Source organism: Nodularia sp. UHCC 0506, from assembly GCF_034931045.1.
Lineage (GTDB): Bacteria > Cyanobacteriota > Cyanobacteriia > Cyanobacteriales > Nostocaceae > Nodularia.
Genome location: NZ_JAYGHH010000006.1, coordinates 24,839 through 28,676, shown reverse-complemented (window position 1 = coordinate 28,676; position 3,838 = coordinate 24,839). Strand labels below are relative to the sequence as shown.

The window sequence follows — 3,838 nt, the reverse complement described above, 5'->3', positions numbered from 1 at the left end:
TATTAATCCTACTGTAGTTATCCTAGAAAATGTTAAGCACATATTACATCACGACCAAGGTAAAACATTAGAAGTAATATTATATTCTTTAGAAGATATAGGTTATGTAGTTAACTACGAGATAGTTAATTCTAGAGATTTTGGGCTACCACAAAATAGAGAACGAGTTGTATTTGTGGCGACAAAAGACAATAAATTTAATTTTAAAACTCTTCAAAAATCTCATCCAGTTCCCACGTTACGAGAATTTTTATGTCCTTCAGGAAAGTTTGAATATCTACATCCTGAAGAATACACAATGATAGATAATCCTAAACAGCAAGCATCAGGTTTGATTTTTGTAGGATATCGCAATAAAAGTATTTGGAAAACCGGTGTTAGACCAAATACAGAACATTTATCACGAGTTCATCATCAACCAAATAGAATTTATTCTATAGAAGGAGTACATCCAACAATACCTTCTCAAGAGACTTCAGGAAGATTTTTTATTTACATACCAGAAGAAAATGCAGTTCGGAAATTAACACTGCGAGAGTGTTATAGAATTATGGGTTTTCCTGAAGATTTTAAAACTCATCGCAATTTAGCAGAGTGCTATAAACAAATAGGTAACTCTGTGTGTGTGCCAGTAATGTATGAATTAGCGAATCAAATTAAAACACAAATTTTTTCACATCAAGATAGGGAATTAGAAATAGTCAGTCTGAATAAAAATTGCCATTGCAATCAACCCATTCAACTAGAAACACATTCGATTATGAATCATCAAGAAAAGCTTATACAGATTTATCACAGCATATCTGATTTTAACATTAATCAAATTGAACTACCCCAAGAATATCAAGATTATGTTGTGGAAATTAGTAAAAAATGCTTTGCTAGAAAGGCAGTTTATACGGTACTTGTTACTCTTTTAGTACATAAGGTGTTATATCCATCTCAGGATATTAGATACCATCAAGTTGATCTACCAGGCGGATTTTCAGGAAGAACTATAGATACAAAATATATTACTCCTACATTAACAGAGTTAGGTTTACCAGCAATGGCTGAAAGTGGTTGGTTAACACGTTCTTTAGAACAACCTTACCCTTATACTTTAAATTATGAGGGAAATATCAGTCCTAAGTCTTTAAAATTGGCATTTCTAAATATTATTGATTTTGTGCAGAAACATCCTGACAAAGTAGAAAATGTTTTAAAATTGCTTTTGAAATTGGTAAATTCAGCCAAAGATAATAATTTGGTGGAAATCATTAAATTAAGTAATCCAGAAAAATTAGACTTAAAGACTTTAGTAAATGCTTTAAATGAACATTTTAATTATAATTATAAAACTGATGGTGGCTCAAAGTTACCTTACCTGTTATTGCTTTTCATGCCATTTATCAAATTTTAGTTAAGGAAATATCTAGATATAATTCTTGCACTCTGAAAAATTTAGGAAGTCATACGGCTTCTGACAGAACTTCTAACACTGCTGGAGACATTGAAATTTTTGATAAAAATGATCATCTTATTGAAGCGATAGAAATAAAATATGGGCAAGAAATTACTCTGCAAATGGTTTATCGGGCAAAAAATAAAATTATCAAACATAATCCCCAAAGATACTACATTTTCGCCTCAAAAGATGTTAATCAACTAGAAGCTGATAAGATTGATGAAGTTATTAAAGAAATTGCATCAGAACATGGATGTCAATTAATTCTGAATGGAATTGTTCCGACAATTAAATATTATTTAAGATTAATCATGTCCATCACAGATTTTATTGATCTATATTCGCAATTAATCGAGTCAGATAATGAAATCCAAAAAATTCACAAAGAGAAATGGAATGAAATTCTAGGTAAATTAATGATTGAGGAATAAAATTCCGACTAAGCGGGATGAAAATAATCGTAAATTTCTTGGGCTAACCTGGGGCCAATCCCTGGAACCTCAGCTAGTTGTGCGGGTGTGGCTTGTCGGATATAATCAACAGAGCGAAAATGCCCTAAAAGCTGCTTTTGGCGATGATGTCCTAAACCTGGAATTTCATCTAAACGCGATCGCTTTAACTTATCACTACGCTGCTGACGATGGAAACTTACAGCAAATCGGTGTGCTTCATCTCTTAACCGCCGCAATAACTGTACTCCTGGCTGTTCTGCGTCTGTTTCTAAAGGTTGCGATTCTCCCGGTAAAAAAATCTCTTCTCGCTGCTTCGCTAAACTGACAACGCGCAAGTCTTCTAATAAATCCATTTCTTGCAAAATAGCCACAACCGAGGATAACTGACCTTTACCACCATCAATCATAATTAAATCAGGCCAGTCAGGATTTCCCACTCTGGCTAATTGTGAATTTTCGCGATACTTACGAAACCGTCTCTGGATAACTTCCGCTAAACTAGCAAAATCATCTGAATGTCCGGCTGTGACTGTGGGATTTTTAATTTTATAGTGGCGATAGTGCTGTTTACCCGGTAAGCCATCAATAAACACAACTTGGGAAGCTACAGCATTGGAACCCTGAATGTGAGAAATATCATAACCTTCGATGCGGTGGGGTAAGTCGGGTAAATCGAGAATAGTGGTTAAATCTTGCATAGCTTCATGGTTGCGATCGCTCAGTTTTTGCATTCTTTGCAATTCATACTCAGCATTTCGCTCTACCATCTCTATTAATTCTGCCTTAGTTTGACGCTGGGGAGCTAAAATTGTGACTTTTCTTCCCTTGCGTTGAGTCAAAACATCTGCCAAGATTTCTGCATCTGGTAACTCATGTTGGACTAAAATCTCTATGGGAATTTCCACTGCATCCGCAGTTTGATAATGTGATTCTAAAACTCGTTGTAAAATAGCTCCAGGTTCAGCATGACTATTGGCAATAAATGCTAACCGTCCTACCAATTGTCCAGCGCGAATCTGAAATAATTGAATACAGGCGCGTTCTTCGTCGGTTGCCAGTGCTAAAGCATCCCGTGAAACAGTATCATCTGGTAGAGAAACTTTTTGGTCAGCATTCAGCGATTTTAACCCAGTTATTTGGTCACGAACCCGCGCCGCTAATTCAAAGTTTAACGCCTCGGCTGCTGTTTGCATTTGTACTGTGAGAATATCAATCAATTCTTGAGTTCTTCCTTGAAACACCATTGCTACTTTTTGTACAGTTTTGCGGTATTCTTCGGGAGAAATTAACTGTTGACACACACCAGGACATCGCCCTAAGTCATAATTTAAGCAAGGACGATCTTTGAACAGTGGCTGAGGTCGTTGCCGTAATGCAAAAATGCGTTTAGATATATTTAATATTTCTCGTAATAAACTTGTATCTGTATAAGGGCCGTAAAACTTATCCTTGACTTTACCTAGTTGGCGTTTCCGGGTAATGAAGATGCGTGGATAATCTTCTGACCAAGTAATACAGACGTAAGGATATTTTTTATCATCTTTGAGTAAAACGTTAAAATAAGGCTGATGCTGCTTGATTAAGTTGGCTTCTAGCGCTAAAGCCTCAGCTTCTGTATCAGTGACAATAAACTCAATTTCTGTCACTAGCTTAACCATTGTGGCTATGCGTTCGCTTTTGTTATATCCATCCCGAAAATAGGACCGAACACGCGATCGCAATTTGCGGGATTTACCTATATATATTATACGTTCGTTTCCATCCCGCATGAAATAAACTCCCGGTTCCGGAGGAATTTCAGCTAGACGGTTTTCTAAACGTTCCGGATCTTTAATCAGTGGTACTATTTGAGCAGATATTGTCACAATCTAAATATAGGTAATCTTACAAATTTACCTATTCTTATTTTAATAAAAATAAAGTTTTTGTGTTTATTAAC

3 protein-coding genes are annotated in these 3,838 nt (G+C 35.6%); 2 read left to right on the top strand and 1 reads right to left on the bottom strand.

Annotation, left to right across the window (positions count from 1 at the left end; genetic code table 11):
* Window positions 1-1,402 (top strand): DNA (cytosine-5-)-methyltransferase (locus VB654_RS06310; protein ID WP_323212747.1); only part of this gene is annotated, 1,402 nt, incomplete at its 5' end.
* A gap of 164 nt (window positions 1,403-1,566) precedes the next feature.
* Window positions 1,567-1,878, top strand: a complete 312-nt coding sequence (locus tag VB654_RS06305; RefSeq protein WP_323212746.1) for a hypothetical protein — start codon at window positions 1,567-1,569, stop codon at window positions 1,876-1,878.
* A gap of 8 nt (window positions 1,879-1,886) precedes the next feature.
* Here the strand turns inward: VB654_RS06305 and uvrC are convergent, their stop codons facing one another.
* Window positions 1,887-3,764, bottom strand: a complete 1,878-nt coding sequence (gene uvrC, locus VB654_RS06300; RefSeq protein WP_323212744.1) for an excinuclease ABC subunit UvrC — start codon at window positions 3,762-3,764, stop codon at window positions 1,887-1,889.
* Window positions 3,765-3,838: the final 74 nt, after the last annotated feature.